At 71.5% G+C, this 16,416-nt stretch carries 12 protein-coding genes; 6 read left to right on the top strand and 6 right to left on the bottom strand.

From position 1 onward, the window contains the following. Nucleotides 1-20: 20 nt before the first annotated feature. Genes DEU31_RS02290 through DEU31_RS02280 form a run of 3 tightly spaced genes read right to left on the bottom strand, consistent with a single transcriptional unit; the run spans nt 21 to nt 3,428 of the window. Entirely contained in the window at nt 21-932 is a 912-nt protein-coding gene (locus DEU31_RS02290) for a TetR/AcrR family transcriptional regulator (RefSeq protein WP_010549362.1), read from the bottom strand. 19 nt (nt 933-951) lie between these two features. After that, nucleotides 952-2,064, bottom strand: coding sequence for an aspartate-semialdehyde dehydrogenase (locus DEU31_RS02285; RefSeq protein WP_010549361.1), 1,113 nt, complete (start codon nt 2,062-2,064; stop codon nt 952-954). Further along, the gene (locus tag DEU31_RS02280; protein WP_010549360.1) at nt 2,061-3,428 is read right to left on the bottom strand and encodes an aspartate kinase; all 1,368 of its coding nucleotides are present in this window, start codon (nt 3,426-3,428) and stop codon (nt 2,061-2,063) included. The genes DEU31_RS02285 and DEU31_RS02280 overlap by 4 nt, the downstream gene beginning before the upstream one ends. Before the next feature lie 1,268 nt (nt 3,429-4,696). Between DEU31_RS02280 and DEU31_RS02275 the strand changes: the two genes are divergently transcribed. Continuing rightward, nucleotides 4,697-5,257, top strand: coding sequence for a hypothetical protein (locus tag DEU31_RS02275; protein ID WP_133675496.1), 561 nt, complete (start codon nt 4,697-4,699; stop codon nt 5,255-5,257). 248 nt (nt 5,258-5,505) lie between these two features. On the opposite strand, the gene DEU31_RS02270 is transcribed toward DEU31_RS02275, so the two are convergent. Together DEU31_RS02270 and DEU31_RS02265 are read right to left on the bottom strand one after the other, a co-directional pair. After that, nucleotides 5,506-7,098: a mannitol dehydrogenase family protein gene (locus DEU31_RS02270; protein WP_133675494.1), complete on the bottom strand. Its 1,593-nt coding sequence runs from the start codon at nt 7,096-7,098 to the stop codon at nt 5,506-5,508. Between the two features lie 223 nt (nt 7,099-7,321). After that, nucleotides 7,322-8,284: a sugar-binding domain-containing protein gene (locus tag DEU31_RS02265; RefSeq protein ID WP_243733675.1), complete on the bottom strand. Its 963-nt coding sequence runs from the start codon at nt 8,282-8,284 to the stop codon at nt 7,322-7,324. Between the two features lie 315 nt (nt 8,285-8,599). Here DEU31_RS02265 and DEU31_RS02260 point away from each other — a divergent pair, with 315 nt between their 5' ends. Genes DEU31_RS02260 through DEU31_RS02250 form a run of 3 tightly spaced genes read left to right on the top strand, consistent with a single transcriptional unit; the run spans nt 8,600 to nt 11,900 of the window. Continuing rightward, the gene (locus DEU31_RS02260; protein WP_133676283.1) at nt 8,600-9,994 is read left to right on the top strand and encodes a sugar ABC transporter substrate-binding protein; all 1,395 of its coding nucleotides are present in this window, start codon (nt 8,600-8,602) and stop codon (nt 9,992-9,994) included. A gap of 3 nt (nt 9,995-9,997) precedes the next feature. Further along, on the top strand, nt 9,998-10,963 hold the full coding sequence (locus DEU31_RS02255) for a sugar ABC transporter permease (RefSeq protein WP_133675490.1): 966 nt from the start codon (nt 9,998-10,000) through the stop codon (nt 10,961-10,963). A gap of 52 nt (nt 10,964-11,015) precedes the next feature. Then, nucleotides 11,016-11,900 (top strand): carbohydrate ABC transporter permease, encoded by an 885-nt coding sequence (locus DEU31_RS02250; RefSeq protein WP_126986843.1) that lies wholly within the window; start codon nt 11,016-11,018, stop codon nt 11,898-11,900. A 130-nt stretch (nt 11,901-12,030) separates the two neighbouring features. Here DEU31_RS02250 and DEU31_RS02245 read toward each other — a convergent pair whose 3' ends face one another. After that, entirely contained in the window at nt 12,031-14,295 is a 2,265-nt protein-coding gene (locus DEU31_RS02245) for an NAD(+) synthase (protein ID WP_133675488.1), read from the bottom strand. A gap of 216 nt (nt 14,296-14,511) precedes the next feature. Between DEU31_RS02245 and DEU31_RS02240 the strand changes: the two genes are divergently transcribed. Together DEU31_RS02240 and DEU31_RS02235 are read left to right on the top strand one after the other, a co-directional pair. After that, nucleotides 14,512-15,375 carry a sugar ABC transporter permease gene (locus DEU31_RS02240; RefSeq protein WP_133675486.1) on the top strand — a complete coding sequence of 288 codons (864 nt, stop codon included), beginning with the start codon at nt 14,512-14,514 and terminating at the stop codon, nt 15,373-15,375. A 13-nt stretch (nt 15,376-15,388) separates the two neighbouring features. After that, entirely contained in the window at nt 15,389-16,369 is a 981-nt protein-coding gene (locus DEU31_RS02235) for a carbohydrate ABC transporter permease (protein ID WP_243733673.1), read from the top strand. Nucleotides 16,370-16,416: the final 47 nt, after the last annotated feature.

Raw genomic sequence — 16,416 nt, 5'->3', positions numbered from 1 at the left:
GGGGGTCACGCCCAGTGAGTCTACCGACGGGGCTCCGGCGCTCGGTCGGTCACGCAGCAGAGCCGCACGAACTCCTGCACGTCCTCGATCGGGTCCGCGTCGGAGGTCTTCTGCAGCTCGCGGACCGTGTGCTCGCGCACCGTCAGGCTCAGCAGCAGGGAGAACAGCGAGCGGGCGAGGAACTTCGGCGAGGCCCCGGCGACCAGACGCCCCTGCTCGCCGAGGCCGCCGAACACGCGCTCCAGCACGTGCTCGTGGACCAGTCGGAGCCGGGCGATGCGGAAGCGGCCGGGATGCCCGGGGTCCACGATCTCCGCCGACAGCGTCGCCAGCAGCGCCATCGCGTGCTTGCGCGGATCCCACGGACCGCCCAGCGCCGCGATCAGCGTCTCCGGCGACGAGGCGATCGAGTCGGCCGAGTCCAGCATCCCCTGCGCATGCGCCTCCATCCGGTCGATCACCGCGCCGAGCAGCACGTCCTTCGAGGAGAAGTGGTGCAGCATGCCGGGATGTGAGATCCCGACGCGGCGCGAGATGTCGCGCAGGCTCGCGCCGTCGTAGCCGCGCTCGGCGAACAGGGCCGAGGCGGCGTCGAGGATCATCTCCCGCCGCGAGGGCTCGGCGGCGGTCGCGCCCTCGGCTGCGACGGCCCCGTCGGCCGTGCCGGAGCCGATGGTCGTGCCGGCCCCGACGGTCACCCGTGCGGCCCCGTCGGCCGAGGCGCCGGGCGCGCCCTCGAGGCCCGCGCCGAGCCCGTCCTGGGACTCGGTGAGGGTGTCGAGGTTGCGCAGGACCCGGCCCAGCGGCTCCTCGAGCGCCCCGCCGCCCGCGCGGCACGGCGACTCCTCGCCGGCCCGATCGGAGAAGACCGCCGACGGCGGCACCGGTCCCGTCCCGGCCCCCAGGGACCCGTTGGTCACGACACTCGTCATCGGCGTTCCTCCTTCGTCATCAGCGGGAGACGATCAGCTCCGCGATCTCGATCGCGTTCAGCGCCGCCCCCTTGCGAAGATTATCGGCCACCGCGAAGAGGATCAGCCCCTTGCCGCCCGGCACCGAGGCGTCCTGTCGGATGCGGCCGACGAATGTGCCATCCTTGCCGGCCGCCATCAGCGGGGTGGGCAGGTCCACGACGGTCACGCCCGGCGCCGCCTCGAGCAGCTCGCGCGCCCGCTCCGGGGTGATCGGCTGATCGAACTCGGCATGGATCGCGAGGGCGTGGCCGCTCATCACCGGCACGCGCACGCAGGTGCCGGCCACGGGCAGGTCCGGCAGGCCCAGGATGCGGCGGGACTCGTTGCGGAGCTTCTGCTCCTCGTCGGTCTCGCCGGTGCCGTCGTCCATCAGGTTCCCGGCGAGTGCGACCACGTTGTACGCGATCGGCGCCTGGTACACCTCGGGCTCGCCCAGATCCACCGCGGAGCCGTCCAGCGCGAGCTCCTCGACGTGGTCGACCCCCTTCCTGACCTGCGCGGCGAGCTCCGCGACACCGGCCACGCCGGAGCCGGAGACCGCCTGGTAGGTGGCGACCTTCAGCCGGGCCAGGCCCGCCTCGTCGTGGAGGGCCTTCAGGGTCGGCATCGCGGCCATGGTGGTGCAGTTGGGATTCGCGATGATGCCGCGCTTCGGGGCGGTGATCTGCTCCGGGTTCACCTCGGAGACCACCAGCGGCACCTCCTCGTCACGGCGCCAGGCCGAGGAGTTGTCGACGACCACGGCGCCCGCCTCGGCGAAGCGGGGCGCGAGCGCCTTCGAGGTCGAGCCGCCGGCGGAGAAGATCGCGACGTCCAGCCGCTGCCCCTCGGAGGTGATGTCGGCGGTCTCCGCGTCCTCGACCACGAGGTCGAGACCCGCATAGGAGACGGTGCTGCCGGCGCTGCGGGCGGAGGCGAACACGCGGATCGCGGAGTGTGCGACCGAGCGGTCGGCGAGCAGGGCGAGCATCACACGCCCGACCTGGCCGGTGGCGCCGACGACGCCGAGGACGGGCCCGTCGGCCGCGTAGCCGGGGGTGCCCGAGAAGTCGGGCGCGGTGGTGGAGCTGGGGGTGCTGGTGGTGTTCATCGTCCGGTCCCTCCGTAGACCACGGCCTCGGTCTGCTCGGCGTCGAGGCCGAACGCCGTGTGGATCACGCGCACCGCGTCGTCGAGCCGCGACTGCTCGGTGACGACGGAGATGCGGATCTCCGAGGTGGAGATCATGTCGATGTTGATGCCCGCCTCGCCGAGCGAGCGGAACAGGGTCGCCGAGACGCCCGGGTGCGCGCGCATCCCGGCGCCGACGATGGAGACCTTCCCGATCTGGTCGTCGTAGCGGACCTCGGTGAAGCCGATCGCCTCGCGCGCCTGCTCGATCGCCTCGAGGGCGGCGGGGGCGTCGGACTCCGGGAGGGTCAGGGAGATCGCGACGGTGTCGTCGACCGTCGAGGAGTTCTGCACGATCATGTCGATGTTCGCGCCGGTCCCGGCGACCACGTCGAACAGCAGCGCCGCCTTGCCCGGCGCGTCCGGGACCTCGACGACGGTGATCTTGCCTTCGCTGCGGTCGTGGGCGACGCCCGAGATGATCGGCGCCTCGAGGCCCGGTGCTGCGATGTCGTCCATGGGGAGCTCCTTGGTCGGGTCGGCGGCGTCGCGACGGGCGGCGTCCGCGGGGCGGAGGGTGACGTCGGGGTCGATCGGGATCTCGCGCTCGGGCTCGTCGGTGACGATCGTGCCGAGCCGGCCCGAGTACGAGGAGCGCACGTGCAGCGGCACCCCGTAGCGGCGCGCGTACTCGACGCTGCGCGCCATGAGGATCTTCGAGCCGTTCGCGGCCATCTCCAGCATCTCCTCGCTGGAGATGACGGGGACGCGGCGCGCGGCCGGCGCGATGCGGGGATCGGCGGTGAAGACGCCGTCGACGTCGGAGTAGATCTCGCACACGTCCGCCTCGAGCGCCGCGGCGAGCGCGACGGCGGTCGTGTCCGAGCCGCCGCGGCCGAGGGTGGTGATGTCCTTCGTGGTCTGCGAGACGCCCTGGAATCCGGCGACGATCGCGACCGCGCCCTCCTCCAGCGCCTCCTCGATCCGGCCCGGGGTGACGCGCAGGATGTGAGCCTTGCCGTGCACCTCGTCGGTGATCAGGCCGGCCTGCGAGCCGGTGTAGGCGCGGGCCTGGACGCCGGTGTCGTTCAGCGCCATCGACAGCACCGCCATCGAGATCCGCTCGCCGGCCGTGACCAGCATGTCCATCTCTCGCGGCGGCGGGTTCGGGCTCACCTGCTCGGCGAGGTCGATCAGGTCGTCGGTGGTGTCGCCCATCGCGGAGACCACCACGACCACCTTGTGGCCGGCCTGGGCGTACAGGGAGATGCGGCGCGCGACGCGCTTGATCGAGTCGGCGTCAGCGACGGAGGATCCTCCGAATTTCTGGACGACCAGGCTCATGAGCGGGTTCCTTTGACTGTCGAGGGCGGTGCGGATCGTGCGTGGGTGCGCGGACTTCCGCCGTCGCGGGTCCGCTCGAGCCGATCGGACGCCCCGTGCCGTGCGGTCCGAGCCGGCCTCGCGGGAGCGGCGCAGACGCACGCCTCCCGCCGGACACCGCTCGTCCCGGACGATCCGGTGACGCCGTCGCGACACGCAGGCCAGTCTACGAAGACGGCTCCCCGAAGCCCCAGTGACCTCGTCATTCGAGACAAGGGGCCAGGTCAGGACGGTTCGCGCACGTGACCGGCGCAACACCGCCCCGGGCGCGGCGGGGCAGCGGGCCGTGCGGGCCGGGGCGCGGCGGGTGGCGGCGGGCAGGACACGGAGCGACGTCGGCCAGGCCGAGAGAGACCGGCCCGCACGGGGCGCGGCGGAGAGCTCCGGCCCCAGAACCCCGTCGAGACGTAGGAAGGCATCGATATCGGGCGCTGTACCGACAGATATCTACGACTCGACTCGACGGAAGCGCACCAACGGCGTGCGCCCCTGCCTCGGGGAGACCGGTCAGCGGCGACAGTGACGCTCGTAGTGCCCGACGACGGGGAGGAATGGGGGACGCCGGACGGGGAGGGACTGGGGAGGAAGGGTCCACCTTCCTGACCAGGGCTCCCGCACCGCCCACCGGAGAGATGTGGAGGGCGGACGCAGCGACCGCCTCGTCGCGGCAGTCTCCAGTCATGCCACGCCGCCTCCGTCCGCTGCCCGACTCGCTGCGATGGAACGTGTTCACGACCGCAGAGGCTCGGGCGGCCGGGGTCTCGGGCGGTCGCCTCCAAGCGGGCGATGTCATCCGGATCGGCCGCGGGCTCTATGCCCGATCCGAGATGCCGGCCGACGCGACCGACGCCTCCGTCGACCAGTCCGGGTCGGCGCCCGGCCAGGCGGGCATCCACGACCGGCGAGACACCTCAGGCCACCTCGTGCACGACCCGACCACGGACCGCGAGGGCCCACCTCCGAGTTCCGCTGACCCGTCGGACGACGGCGTGCACGCAGTTCGTGAGGCTGACGTGATCCGGGCGCTCCAGCGCGCCGATCCCGACGCTGTCGCGTGCGGACTCAGCGCGGCTCGACTGTGGAGGCTGCCGTTGCCGAGGGGACTTACCTCGTGGGACGCGGGAGCTCCTGTCGCGCAGGTCGAGATGAGCCGTCCCGGCATTCATCGGCTGAGTCGGGGGCTCGTAGCGTGGAGGTCCTTCGACCTCGCCCCGGCGGACGTCAGTCGCGTGAGCGGCGTCGGGGCCACCTCGCGCCTCCGCACGTTCCTCGATCTCGCCGACGTCCTGGCACAGGATGACCTGGTCGTGATCGGCGATCATCTGGTGCGCCTCCCTCGCCCGTCCGTGGAAGGACGCTCGAGGCCGTTCGTCGAACTCTCCCTGCTCACGGAGGCCGTCGGCAGCTTCAGCGGACGAGGTGCTCGCCGACTGCGCGCGGCGCTGGCCGATGTGCGCGTCGGGGCGGACTCCCCTCCCGAGACCGCGCTCCGCCTCGCGCTGCAGCGGGCAGGGTTGCCGGATCCCCTTCTGAACGCCACGATCCGCCAGGACGGACAGTGGCTCGGGGACCCGGACATGGCATGGCGGGACTGGAAGGTCTGCGTCGAGTACGACGGCCGACATCACCGCACCCAGGCACAGCAGGCCAAGGACGTCCGCCGCGGGGAGCGACGCCGCCTGGCCGAGTGGACCGAGCTCATCGTCACCGCGGAGGACATGGCGCACGACGCCTCGCAGGCTGTCGATCGGGTGCGCGCCGAGCTGCGACGGCAGGGCATGACCGGATGAGGCGCGGTAGCCCGTGGCGAGGGGACGCGTATCGGACGGCCGGGGCTGGAGGGCACAGGCCTGCCGAGGAGGCGACGCCCACCGGGAGACCTGCAATCGAGACGTAGCTTCATGCCCGTATTCACTCCTGAACCGACACGAACCTACGAGTCGATGACGAGAACGGGCGGGGTGGGGGTGTCGACGGGGGCGGCCGGGACGGTTCGGCCGGCGACGAGCGAGGCCGGCGAGACCAGCCCCGCCGGACGTCAGAGGGCGGCGGTGAGCTCCTTCAGGAGGGTGCGGGCACCGTCGGTGCGGAGCACCTCGAGGGCGCGGAGGTAGGGCGTCGTGAACGCCTCGTACTCGACGAGGTCGCCGAACAGCTCCTCGTCGCGGAGGAAGGCGAGCGGATCCTCGTCGTGCTTCGCGGCGGCGGCCATGACGCGGTCGTGGAGGCGGTCCACGACGGGCCACTGCTCGCCGTTCTCCCCGGTGCCCTCGGCGTACCGGGCCCAGGAGGCGACGATCGCGGCGGAGGCGGAGACGTCGCGGCCGGCCTCGAGGTTCTCCCGGATCACGGGCACGAGCCAGGTGGGGATGCGGTCGGAGGACTCGGCGGCGAGGCGGGCGAGGGTGTCCTTCACGCTCGTGTTCGCGAAGCGCGCCATGAGCTCGTCCTTGTAGGCATCGAGGTCCATGCCGGGCACCTCGGGCACGGTCGGGGTGCCCTCGCGGTCCATGTACAGGGTGCGGGTGAAGGGGGCGAGGTGCGGATCGACGGCGGCCTCGTCGGCGAAGGTCTGCCCGAGCAGCAGGCCGAAGTAGGCGATGGCCTGGTGGGAACAGTTCAGCAGACGCAGCTTCATCAGCTCGTACGGCTCGACGTCCTCGACCATCTGCACGCCGACCTCCTCCCAGGCGGGGCGGCCCGCGGGGAACTCGTCCTCGAGCACCCACTGCACGAAGTCCTCGCTGACCACGGGCCAGGCGTCCTCGATGCCGTAGTCCTCGGCGATCATCTCGATGTCCGACTCGGCGGTGACAGGGGTGATGCGGTCGACCATGCAGTTGGGGAAGGCGACGTCGGAGGCGATCCAGTCCGCGATCGGGGCATCGCCGTGCAGGCCGTTCTCGTCGCGGCGCTGCGCATAGGCGAGGATCATGCGCTTGGCGAGGTCCCCGTTGCCGCGCACGTTGTCGCAGGACATGACCGTGAAGGGGGCGGTGCCGGCCTCGCGGCGGCGGCGCAGCGCCTCGACGACGTAGCCGAACATCGTGCGGGGCCGACCCACCTGCTGCGCGGAGTTCGCGCCGCCGTCGTCCGAGCCCGCGAGGCCCGCGGCCTGGGCGTCGGCAGGATCGAACCGCGTGGCGAGGTCCGCGGCGACCGCCTCGGTCTCGTACTGGAACTCCCCGGTGGAGGGGTTGTAGTTGTAGCCGCCCTCGGTGACGGTGAGCGAGACGATCCGCACGGCCGGGTCGGTCATCTGGGCGAGCACGGCCTCGGGGTCGTCGGGCGCGAAGAGGTAGCGGGCGATCGAGCCGATCACGCGGGGGTCGCGCGTCCCGTCGGGCGCCTTCGTGACCAGGGTGTACAGGGAGTCCTGGGCGTCGAGCGCGTCGCGCATCCGGGCGTCGCCCGGCAGGAGGCCGACGCCGCAGAGCGCCCAGTCGAGGTCGCGTCCGGCGTTCATGAGGCGGTCGAGGTACATCGCCTGGTGGGCGCGGTGGAAGCCGCCGACGCCGAAGTGGACGATGCCGACGCGTCGCTCGTCCAAGGGCTGCTGCGGGGTGGCGACCTCGCCGCGCGCGGCGATCTCGGAGAGGGCTGCGGAGGTCAGGGCGGTCGGAGCGGTCATCGGCTCATCCTTCGACGAGAAGCGGGGGTGCGCCCGACGATACACACTTCGGCGTCAGATGAGCAGAGGGTGGCGCTCACCTGTTCGACGCCGGGCTCGCCGCGGGCCCGAGGGGGCCGAGCTGCGGCGCGGTCGACCCGAGGCCGCACGGCGGCGCAACGCGCGACCGGATCGGCCAGCACGGCAGAGGCGGAGCGGCCGGCCGAGGACGGAGGGGCCGCGTTCAGCCCAGGAGCGCCTCGACCTGCTCGGCGAGCTCGGGGGCGAGGACGATGTCGTCGACGAGGCCGGAGCGGGCCGCGGCGAGCACCGCCTCGGGATGGCCGACGGCGGGGATCGCGGCGATGACGCGGGCGCGGCGGAGCTGGTCGGGCCGCACCCCGATCACGCGATCCTCCACGGCGGAGTGCCACACGGCGCCGCTCTCGCCGAGCAGGATCCCGCAGATCTCGGCGACGACGCCGGCGTCGAGGGCGCGCTGCTGCTCGGCGGGACGCAGGCGGCTCCAGAGGGTCGAGGCCCCGTCGGCCCAGGCGCCGACGGACACGGTCGCCACGTCGAGCCCGTCGGCCGCGTCGAGCGCTGTGCGCACCTCCTCCATGGAGCGCAGCGAGGCCGCGACCTGCGGGGAGTCGACGATGAGGGGGGTGGGCAGGGCCCAGACCTGCCCGCCGGAGCGGGCGCCGAGCTCGTGGACCAGCGCGGAGGACTGCGCGGTCGAGTGCCCGGCGGTGCTCACGGGGCCGACGAGCTGGACGATGTCGGCCACGGGCAGCGCGTCGAGCGCGGCGGGCAGGTGCATGAGGGTGCGCGACCAGGCCACGCCGACCCGTCCACCCTCGCGCAGGTGACGAAGCAGCAGGCCCGCGACCTGGCGTGCGATCGCGGCGCGAGGCGCCTCGCCGGGGCGGGCGACCGCGACGGTGACCGAGGAGATGCCCAGGCGCTCGGCGAGCGGGGAGAGGTCGCGGCCGGCGGCGGTCGGGTCGACGACCTCGATGCGGACGATGCCCTCGGCGCGCGCCTCGTCGAGCAGGCGCGCGACCTGGAAGCGGGAGAGTCCGTGGCGCCGGGCGAGCTCGATCTTCGGCACGCCCTCGAGGTGGTGCTCGCTCGCGAGGGCGACCTTGAGCGCGATCGCGTCCGCAGCCCCGGGACCGGCCTCCGACCCAGGTCCGGTTTGCATCCCGGCACCCGCCTGCGCCCCGGCACCGGCCTGCGCCCCGGCGCCGGCCTGTCTCCCGACTCCGGCCCGCTCGCTCCCCATCGGTCCTCCCTCCGCAGCCTGCATCGACCCCTCAGGTGAGGGCAGGTGGTTGCTCGGCTGAGCGTATATGACTACGCTCACCCTCAGTTGAGAAGTCTCCCCGCTCATCTGAGCGAGCGGTCGTGCCGTCGGCCGTGCCCTCCCGGGTACGCCCCCGAGGCGCCGACCGTGCCCGCCCTCCGCGACGACGCGCCCGAGCGGCCCGTCTCCGCGATGTTCACAGGAGAACAGCGCATGGGTCCCCGTCCCCACCCCTCACCCCCGCCACGGCCCTCCCGTCCCCGTCGGCGCACGGTCCTCGGCGCCGGGCTCGCCGCGGGCCTCGGCGCCGCCGGCCTCGCCGGATGCGGCGCCGGCGCCTCCGCCGGCGGGAAGGAGTCGATCGTCGTCGCGATCGTCTCGAACCCGCAGATGCAGGACGCGATCAGCCTCATCGACCGCTTCACCGCCCAGCATCCCGACATCGACGTGCGCTTCGTGTCCCTGCCGGAGAACGAGGCGCGCGCGAAGATCACCGCCTCGGTCGCCTCCGGCGGCGGCGAGTTCGACGTCGTGATGATCTCCAACTACGAGACCCCGCTGTGGGCCCCGAACGGCTGGCTCACCGACCTCGAGCCGTACATCGCCCGCACCGAGGGCTACGCGCCGGAGGACTTCGTCCCCACGATCAAGGACGCCCTCACCGTCGACGGCGCGATGTACTCCGTCCCCTTCTACGGCGAGAGCGCCTTCCTCGTCTACCGCCAGGACCTCTTCGACGAGGCGGGCCTGACCATGCCCGAACGTCCCGGCTGGGACGACATCCGCTCCTTCGCCCAGACCCTGCACGACCCCGAGGCGGGCATGAGCGGGATCGCGCTGCGCGGACTCGCGGGCTGGGGCGAGAACCTCGCCCCGATGAGCACCGTCATCAACACCTTCGGCGGCTGCTGGTTCGACATGGACTGGGCGCCGCGCCTGGACTCCCCCGAGGTGCACGACGCCGTCGCGCTCTACGTCGACACCCTGCGCTCCTACGGCCAGCCCGGCGCCGCGACCTCCGGCTTCGGCGAGTGCCTGACCCAGTTCAGCCAGGGCAACGCCGCCATGTGGTTCGACGCCTCCTCCATGGTCTCCGGCGTCGAGAACCCCGACTCCTCGACCGTCGTGGGGAAGACCGGCTACGCGCTCGGGCCGACGAAGGACACCGAGTACGCCGGCTGGCTCTACTCCTGGGCGCTCGCGATCCCCGAGACCAGCCGCAAGAAGGACGCGGCCTGGGAGTTCATCGCCTGGATGACCCACCCCGACTACTTCCAGCTGGTGGGCCAGGAGATCGGCTGGGAGGCGCTGCCGCCCGGATCGCGCCTGTCCACCTACCAGATCCCCGAGTACGCGGAGCTCTCGAAGACCTACGCAGAGCCGACCCTCGACTCGATGGAGAACTCGACCCAGGAGAACTCGATGACCGTGGACGTCCCCTACGACGGGCTGCAGAACGTCGTGATCCCCGAGTTCCAGGACCTCGGCACCCGCGTCGGCCAGCAGTTCTCCGCCGCGATCGCCGGGCAGAAGAGCGTCGACGAGGCCCTCGACCAGGCGCAGGGCTTCGCCGAGTCCGTCGCCCGCACCTACGGCTGGGAGGGCTGAGCCATGACCGCACTGGACACCGCACCCGCGCCCGGAGGGCGCGCCCCGTCGGCCGACGGGCCCCGCTCCCGCCGTCGCGAGGACGGGGCCTCCCGCGCCGAGGGCTGGCGCCGTCGGCTCCCGCTGATGCCCGCCTTCGTGTTCGTGGTGATCTGCACGCAGATCCCGTTCCTGCTCACGATCTGGTACTCGCTGCGCTCACGGAACCTGCTGCGCCCCGAGGGCGAGACGTTCGTGGGGCTGCGGAACTACCTCGACCTCGCCGTCGACTCGACCTTCCGCACCGCGGCGCTGAACTCGATCCTCATCACGCTGGGCTGTGTGCTCGTCTCGCTGCTGCTGGGGCTCGGGCTCGCGCTGCTGCTGGACCGGGAGTTCGTGGGCCGCGGATTCATCCGCACCCTGCTGATCACGCCGTTCCTGATCATGCCGGTGGCCGGCGCGATGCTGTGGTCGATCTCGATGTTCGACCCCACCTACGGGCTCGTGAACTGGCTGATCGGCACCGTCGGCATCTCCCCGGTGGACTGGACCAGCCAGTTCCCGATGCTCTCGATCATCATCGCGCTGGTGTGGCAGTGGACGCCGTTCATGATGCTGCTGCTCCTCGCGGGGCTGCAGTCCCAGACCGGCGACGTGCTCGAGGCGGCGCAGATGGACGGGGCCGCGACGTGGACCACCTTCGTCCACATCACCCTCCCCCACCTGCGGTTCTACCTCGAGCTGTCGGTGCTGCTGGGCGCGATCTACGTGGTCAACACCTTCGACCAGATCTACCTCATGACCGCGGGCGGGCCCGGCACGGCGTCCGCGAACCTGCCGTTCTACATCTACCAGCGCGCCTTCCTCGGCTTCGACATCGGGCAGTCCGCCGCGATGGGCGTGGTCACGGTGATCGCCACGATCATCATCGCGACCTTCGCGCTGCGCCTGATCTTCACGAGCATCAACTCCAAGGAGCAGTCATGACCGCCACCCTCGATCGACGAACTGCGAGGAACGAGCGGGAGGAGAGGGAGTCATGAGCACAGCCACAGTCTCGCCGTCGGCCGCTCCTGCCGCCGTGCCTGCTCCCCGCGCCCGCCGCGGCAAGGGCCGGATCGGCGGGCACCTGCTCACCGTCCTCGCCTGGGCGGTCGGCCTGCTGTTCTTCGCCCCGGTGGCGTGGATGGTGCTGACCAGCTTCAAGCAGGAGTCGCAGGCCGCCTCGAACCCGCCCACCTTCTTCTTCACCCCGACGCTCGAGCAGTACACCTCGATCATCAGCTCCGCCCAGGTCGGCTCGTACGTGCTGAACTCGGTGCTCGCCACCGGCATCTCGACGCTGCTGGTGCTGGTGCTCGCGGTGCCGGCCGCGTACGCGGTGAGCATCCGGCCCGTGAAGCGCACGCAGGACGTGCTGTTCTTCTTCATCTCGACGAAGATGCTGCCGGTGGTCGCGGTGATCATGCCGATCTACGTGATCGCCGGGCAGATCCGGATGCTCGACAACATCCTCACGCTGATCGTGCTGTACACGGCGATGAACCTTCCGATCGCGGTGTGGATGATGCGCTCGTTCTTCCTCGAGGTCCCCGGCGAGGTGCTCGAGGCGGCCTCGATCGACGGCGCCTCGCTGCTGCGCACCATGCGCACGGTGCTGCTGCCGATGGTCGCCCCGGGCGTCGCCGCGACGGCGCTGATCTGCGTGATCTTCGCGTGGAACGAGTTCTTCTTCGCCCTGAACCTCACCGCGGCGAACGCGGCGACCGTGCCGATCTTCCTGATGTCGACCATGACCTCGGAGGGCCTGTTCCTGGCCCGGCTCTCGGCCGCCTCGGTGCTCGCCTCGCTGCCGGTGGTGCTCGCCGGCTGGATCGCGCAGAAGCAGCTGGTGCGCGGCCTGTCGATGGGTGCGGTGAAGTAAGCGGCCGGCCAGTCGGACCGCGCGGCCGACCACCGAGACGTAGGTTCCTGCCCCTATCGAGCGCGATAGGAGCAGGAACCTACGTCTCGATGCGTGCCGGAGCCCGCGGTCCGGCCGACGCCCGGTTCCGTCAGTCGCCGGGGACGTCGCGCTCGATCTCGGCGAGCCAGGCGGTCGATGCGGCGTCCGAGGGCATCCGCCAGTCCCCGCGCGGGGAGAGCGAGCCGCCGGCCAGCACCTTCGGGGCGTTCGGCAGGGCGGAGCGCTTGAACTGGTTGTTGAAGAAGCGCCTGGTGAACACGGTCAGCCAGTGCTTGATCTCCTCGCGGGAGTAGGCGCGGCGGTCCTCCTCGGAGTAGCCGGCCGGCCACTCCCCCGCCTCCGCATCGCCCCAGGCCTGGTGGGCGAGATAGGCGATCTTGCCGGGTCCGTAGCCTCGGCGCAGCAGGTGGTAGAGCGCGAAGTCGTGCAGCGCGTAGGGGCCGATGGAGTCCTCGGTGGACTGCGCCTTCTGCCCGGGCGCGGTGGGGATCAGCTCCGGGGAGATCTCGGTGTCGAGCACGGCGCGCAGCACCTCGGCGGTCGCGGCGTCGAAGATCCCCTCGGAGATGACCCAGCGGATCAGGTGCTGGATGAGGGTCTTCGGCACGCCCGCGTTCACGCCGTAGTGGGACATGTGGTCGCCCACCCCGTAGGTGCACCAGCCCAGCGCCAGCTCGGAGAGATCGCCGGTGCCGACCACGATGCCGCCGTGGTGGTTGGCGAGGCGGAACAGGTAGTCGTAGCGCATCCCGGCCTGGACGTTCTCGAAGGTCACGTCGTACACCGGCTCACCCTCGCCGAAGGGATGGCCCATGTCCTTGAGCATCTGGGTGGACGCGGGACGGATGTCGATCGTCTCGAAGCTCGCGCCGATCGCCCTCGAGAGCAGCTCGGCATTGGAGCGGGTGTGCTCGGTGGTGGCGAAGCCCGGCATCGTGTAGGCGAGGATCTCGGAGCGGTCGCGGCCCAGCAGGTCCATCGCGCGGGCGCACACGATCAGGGCGTGGGTGGAGTCCAGGCCCCCGGAGACGCCGATGACGGGGCGGGTGCCGCCGGGCATGTCCCCGCCGATCTGCTTCAGGCGTCGCACCAGCCCTGCGACCTGGATGTTGTACGCCTCGTAGCAGTCCTGGGCGAGGCGCGCGGGGTCGTCGGGCACGAAGGGGAAGCGGTCGTGGTGACGGCGCAGCGGACCGGTCGCGGGCGGGGTCCGCAGGGCGGGCAGCTCAGCACCGGTCGCGGCGGAGCGGGCGTCGTGCCGGGCCTGGGCGGCGCGACGCCGGCCGCCGAGGAGGATCGGCTCGGGCGCCTCCTCGTCGTCCTCGTCCGAGTCGTCCCAGCAGTCGGGAGCGTCCCAGGGGCCGAACAGGGTGGTCTCCTCCCAGCCGTCGAACTTCTCGAGCGAGGCGGCGTGGGTGCGGCGGTTGTCGTCGAAGGTGTTCTGCCGACGCCGCTCGACGACGATCCGGTCGAGGTCGACGTCGACGATCGTGGAGCGCACGCCCGTCGGGAACCGCTCGGACTCCCCCAGCAGGTCACCGCACTCGTACACGAAGGTCTGCCCGTCCCAGGCGAGATCCGTCGTGGACTCGCCCTCGCCGGCGGCGGCGTAGATGTAGGCGGCCTGGCCGCGGGCGGAGGCGGAGCGGGCCATGAGCTTGCGGTCCTCGGCGCGGCCGATCGTGATCGGGGAGCCCGACAGGTTCGCGATCACGGTGGCGCCGGCGAGCGCGGCCTCGGCCGACGGCGGGACCGGCACCCACATGTCCTCGCAGACCTCGACGAACAGCGACAGGCCGGGCACGTCCTCGACTTGGATGATGCCGTGCGGGGTGAGCTGCGCGAACTGTCCGCCGAGGATCACCTCCTCGCCCGCCGCGTCGTCGCCCGGGGCGAACCAGCGCCGCTCGTAGAACTCGCGATAGGTGGGGAGGTTCTGCTTCGGGGCGATGCCGAGGATCTGCCCCCGATGGATCACGACGGCGCAGTTGAAGACGCGGGAGCGGTCCTTCGCGCGCAGCGGGGCGCCGAGCACGATGATCGGCATCAGCTCCTCGCTCGCCTCGAGCACGGTGAGCACCGCCTGCTCGGCCGCGTCCAGCAGCGGCTCCTGCAGGACGAGGTCGTCGAGGGAGTACCCGGTCAGGGACAGCTCGGGGAAGACCGCGATCCCGACCTGCTGGTCGTGCAGGTCGCGCAGCACCTCGAGATGGCGCTCGGCGTTCGCGGCCGGGTCGGCGAGCGCGACCGGCAGGGTCACCGCGGCGACGCGCACGAAGCCGTGGTCGTAGATCGAGGCATGGGGGTCCGTGGCCGCGGCCGCGTGACCGGCGGTGTCCGTCGCAGAGGTCATGGCTCGAGCGTAATGGGCCGTGTCCGCCGAGGGGACGTGAGCGGCACACGGCCTGTCACATGCAGGCCCGGTGCCGCTCGGCGCCCTCCCGTGGATAGCTCCGCGCACACGGGGCAGGTCGGTGTCGACAGGGACGGACAGCACCACGACCTGGGCTGCGCTGCGATAGCTTGACCCGGTGGAACATCGGCACGTCGCAGGCGGGAGGCATCGACGATGAGCTCTCGCAGACCCTTTCTCGGCTGGCTCCTGATCGCCCCGAGCCTGATCGGCGTCACCTGCTTCCTGATCCTGCCGGTGGTGCTCGCCTTCGTGGTGTCCCTGTTCCGCTGGGACCTGCTGGGGACGCGCACCTTCCTCGGCCTGGGCAACTACGCCTCCCTGCTGGCCGACGGTGCGCTCGCGAACTCCCTGCTGGTCACGGGCGTGTTCACGCTGATCTCGGTGCCGGTGTCGCTCGCGATCGGGCTCGTGCTCGCCACGCAGCTGGTGCGGGCGCTGCCGGGCTCGGCGATCGTGCGGGTGATCGTGGTGATCCCGTGGGTGTGCGCGCCGCTCGCGCTCGGCGTGGTGTGGAAGTGGATCTTCCAGCCGTCGGTCGGCGCGCTGAACCAGATCCTCGGGGTGCGGATCGAGTGGCTGACCGATCCCTCGCTCGCCCTGCCGGCGGTCGCCTTCGTCGCGATCTGGCAGAACGTCGGCTACATCTCGCTGTTCTTCCAGGCGGGGCTGTCGCGGATCCCCGGCTCGATCTACGAGGCCGCCCGGATCGACGGCGCGAACGCCGGGCAGCAGCTGTGGTTCATGACGATCCCGCTGCTGCGACCGACGACGTTCTTCCTCGCCGTCACCCAGGTGGTCGCCTCCTTCCAGGTGTTCGACATGGTCTTCGCCCTCACCGGCGGCGGGCCGCAGCACCGCACCGAGGTGATCGCCTCCCTGATCTACCACGAGGCCTTCGAGGCCAGCCGCCTGGGCCGCGCGAGCGCCGTGGCGGTGATCCTGTTCGTCCTGCTGGTGGTGATCACGGTGATCCAGCAGCGCTGGTTCTCCCGGCGCATCACCTACGACATGAGCTGAGAGGAGGGACGAGATGACTGCTCAGGATCCGAGCCCGGCTGGCGGCCACGGCACCAGACCGGCCGACGAGCGCTCCGCGCCTGCCGACGGCGGCGGCTCCGGCGGCCGCGATCACCGGCGCACCGCCCGCCCCTCCGGGCGCCGTCGGCCGCTGACCGGCTCGCTGCTCGCGCGCCGCGTGCTCGGCCACGGCGCGACCTATCTCGTGCTGATCGTCGCGGCCGCGCTCACGCTCGGGCCGTTCCTGTTCTCGGTGATGACGGCGCTGACCTCCACCACGCAGTTCGCGCAGGAGGGGCCGCTGTCGCTCCCCGCCCCGCCGGTGCTGGACAACGTGATCGCCCTGTTCAGCTCCGAGGACGGCTTCGTCACCCCGGTCGCGGTGACCGTGCAGATGGTCGCCGTGATCCTGGTGGGGCAGATGGTGTTCTCGGTGCTCGCCGCCTATGCCTTCGCCCAGCTCCGCTTCCCCGGCCGTGACCTGCTGTTCTGGGTGTACATCGCGACGCTGATGGTGCCGCAGGTGGTGGTCGTGGTGCCGCTGTACCTGATGCTCTCGGAGATGGGGCTGCGCAACACCTTCTGGGCGCTCGTGCTGCCCTTCGTGCTCGGCTCCCCCTACGCGATCTTCCTGCTGCGGGAGAACTTCCGCGGCATTCCCTCCGAGCTCATGGACGCCATGCGGATCGACGGCGCGGGCACCCTGCGCCTGCTGTGGCACCTCGTGGTGCCGCTGAACCGGCCGATCATCGTCACGCTGGTGCTGATCACGGTGGTCACCCACTGGAACAGCTTCATGTGGCCGATGGTGATCACCTCCGGGCCCGAATGGCGCGTGATCACCGTGGCGACCTCCGCGCTGCAGTCGCAGTACAACAACAACTGGACCCTGGTGATGGCCGGGACGACGCTGGCGATGCTGCCGCTGGTGATCCTCATGATCGTCTTCCAGAAGCAGATCACGCGCTCGGTCGGCGACGCGACGCTGCGCTGAGGGCCGCGCCCCGCCCCGTCTCGGTAGGTCATACAGCGCCCCACGAC

Source organism: Brachybacterium sp. AG952 (genome assembly GCF_004362645.1).
GTDB lineage: Bacteria > Actinomycetota > Actinomycetes > Actinomycetales > Dermabacteraceae > Brachybacterium > Brachybacterium conglomeratum.
Note: the sequence above shows the minus strand (reverse complement) of the source record. Positions and strands in the feature narration are given on the sequence as shown.

Excerpts from the sequence above, each read along its gene's own strand:
- DEU31_RS02290 (WP_010549362.1), bottom strand. The coding sequence starts at position 932 with ATGACGAGTGTCGTGACCAACGGGTCCCTGGGGGCCGGGACGGGACCG.
- DEU31_RS02285 (WP_010549361.1), bottom strand. The coding sequence starts at position 2,064 with ATGAACACCACCAGCACCCCCAGCTCCACCACCGCGCCCGACTTCTCG.
- DEU31_RS02280 (WP_010549360.1), bottom strand. The coding sequence starts at position 3,428 with ATGAGCCTGGTCGTCCAGAAATTCGGAGGATCCTCCGTCGCTGACGCC.
- DEU31_RS02270 (WP_133675494.1), bottom strand. The coding sequence starts at position 7,098 with ATGACCGCTCCGACCGCCCTGACCTCCGCAGCCCTCTCCGAGATCGCC.
- DEU31_RS02265 (WP_243733675.1), bottom strand. The coding sequence starts at position 8,284 with ATGCAAACCGGACCTGGGTCGGAGGCCGGTCCCGGGGCTGCGGACGCG.
- DEU31_RS02260 (WP_133676283.1), top strand. The coding sequence starts at position 8,600 with ATGGGTCCCCGTCCCCACCCCTCACCCCCGCCACGGCCCTCCCGTCCC.
- DEU31_RS02255 (WP_133675490.1), top strand. The coding sequence starts at position 9,998 with ATGACCGCACTGGACACCGCACCCGCGCCCGGAGGGCGCGCCCCGTCG.
- DEU31_RS02250 (WP_126986843.1), top strand. The coding sequence starts at position 11,016 with ATGAGCACAGCCACAGTCTCGCCGTCGGCCGCTCCTGCCGCCGTGCCT.
- DEU31_RS02245 (WP_133675488.1), bottom strand. The coding sequence starts at position 14,295 with ATGACCTCTGCGACGGACACCGCCGGTCACGCGGCCGCGGCCACGGAC.
- DEU31_RS02240 (WP_133675486.1), top strand. The coding sequence starts at position 14,512 with ATGAGCTCTCGCAGACCCTTTCTCGGCTGGCTCCTGATCGCCCCGAGC.
- DEU31_RS02235 (WP_243733673.1), top strand. The coding sequence starts at position 15,389 with ATGACTGCTCAGGATCCGAGCCCGGCTGGCGGCCACGGCACCAGACCG.